This is a genomic window from Actinomadura sp. KC06, from assembly GCF_004348735.1.
In the GTDB taxonomy this organism is placed as follows: Bacteria; Actinomycetota; Actinomycetes; order Streptosporangiales; family Streptosporangiaceae; genus Spirillospora.
In genome coordinates this window covers 1-1,570 of sequence record NZ_SMKT01000376.1, presented here as the reverse complement: position 1 = coordinate 1,570, position 1,570 = coordinate 1, and the positions used below count along the sequence as shown (strand labels likewise).

Sequence of the window (1,570 nt, the reverse complement as noted above, 5' to 3'; positions counted from 1 at the left end):
GTAGCCGGCCGATCATTCATCTGGTGGGCCGCGTCCGCCCGGTCGTCCTGCGCCGCCCCACCGACTGACCACGAAGCGCAGAACGTCAAGGAGAGTTCCGCAGGGAGCGTGCGGCCGACGAGGCGCAGGGCCTGAGGAAGCCCTTCTAACGCCTGCCGCACCAACCCCGCGGCCCACCAGATGAATGATCGGCCGGCTACTGCGGAGTGAATTCCGTGATGGCGCGTCCGGCGTTCCAGAGTTCGGTGACGTGGTAGGCGAAACGGTCGTAGAGCCCGTCGTCCTGCTGGCGCTGTATGTGGAGCATCGGAGAGTCGTGGCCCACCAGGTGCGCGAGGTGCGGAGTCACGAGCATCTCGTCATCGAAGACGAAGACGCTCATGGCGATGTGGTCATCGCCGTAGCGAACCTCGATGCCCGGCACGTCCGCGACCTTGGAAAGCTCGTCGAGGGTGATCTTGATCCGCGTGCTCACGGTGAGCGGCACTGATTCGAGTTGCTCGCGGTGCCGCGTGACGTCGCTTTCCGGGTCTCCGACCAGGAACCTCACGCGGCAGCCGCCTTCGGCCTTACGGCGGAGGACGGTCCGGAGGTTGGGGATCTCCAGCCACAGGAAGTAGTTCGTGTAACCGGCGAAGGTCAGTTCCTTGCTCGCCTCGCCGATGAGGCGGCGCCAGACGGACTTGGGGCAGGCCGAGCGGTAGGGGTACACCGCCGCGATCTCGCGGTCCGGTCCTGTTTTCACGTTCTTGCGGATGGCGTCAGGCCACAACATGCCCTCATCAACTCCCAAGGCGTCCGAAGCTGCCCAGCGGTGACGCGGGTGCGGTGTGCGATCTTCTTCGGCTACCCACCGGGCCACGGTCTTGACGTCCACTTGACAAGCTTCGGCGAGTTCCTGCTCTGTCAGTCTCGCACTAGTCATGGCCTGTCGTAGCGCATCGTTCGGCACATCAACACCCTCTCGCCGGGACGGTGGGACGTTCTCGACGCTAGCTCGGAAACGTCCTAGACGTCCTGGGAACGGTGTTCAAGCGTCCGGCAGCTCGGACGCATCCTCGATGCCTCACGACAAGACGGGCCCGGACGCAGCGATTGCCCCGCTGGCCGAGCCCTTGACCGGAAGGTGGTTCCGGCCCATGGCACATGGTAGATGCGAGGCGTTGAACGAACTGGCGGCGGAGCGGGCCGTGCTCGTACTGCGGCAGCTGGCGCGGTGGTCGTGATGGGTTGCGGACCGGTAGGCGCGGACGTGGTGCCCGATGCCGGGCTGGACCTGACGTGCCTGGCCGCGCGGACGGTACCGGGACAGGTTCGGACGCTGGTGGAGTTGCGCCTGGCTTCGTGGGGGCTGGACGCGCTGCGCGACGACGTGACGCTGATCGCCAGCGAATTGGTAACGAACGCCGTTCGGCACACGCCCAAGCAGGGGATCCGCATGCGGCTCATGCGCGAGGCGGGCGGAGTGCTGCTGGCGGATCGCCCCGCTCGTCGCCGGTTTCGGCCACCGCACCTGGACACGAGGCGGCGCGTGATCTTGACCGGGGTGTTGCGGTCGGCCGTGGGGCGG

At 66.7% G+C, this 1,570-nt stretch carries 1 protein-coding gene and 1 pseudogene; one reads left to right on the top strand and one right to left on the bottom strand.

What is annotated here, in order from left to right:
- Positions 1-196 precede the first annotated feature (196 nt).
- Positions 197-877, bottom strand: coding sequence for an XRE family transcriptional regulator (locus E1287_RS43150; protein WP_243719845.1), 681 nt, complete (start codon positions 875-877; stop codon positions 197-199).
- A gap of 375 nt (positions 878-1,252) precedes the next feature.
- Between E1287_RS43150 and E1287_RS43145 the strand changes: the two are divergent.
- A pseudogene (locus E1287_RS43145) lies at positions 1,253-1,570 on the top strand (hypothetical protein); the annotation flags it as partial.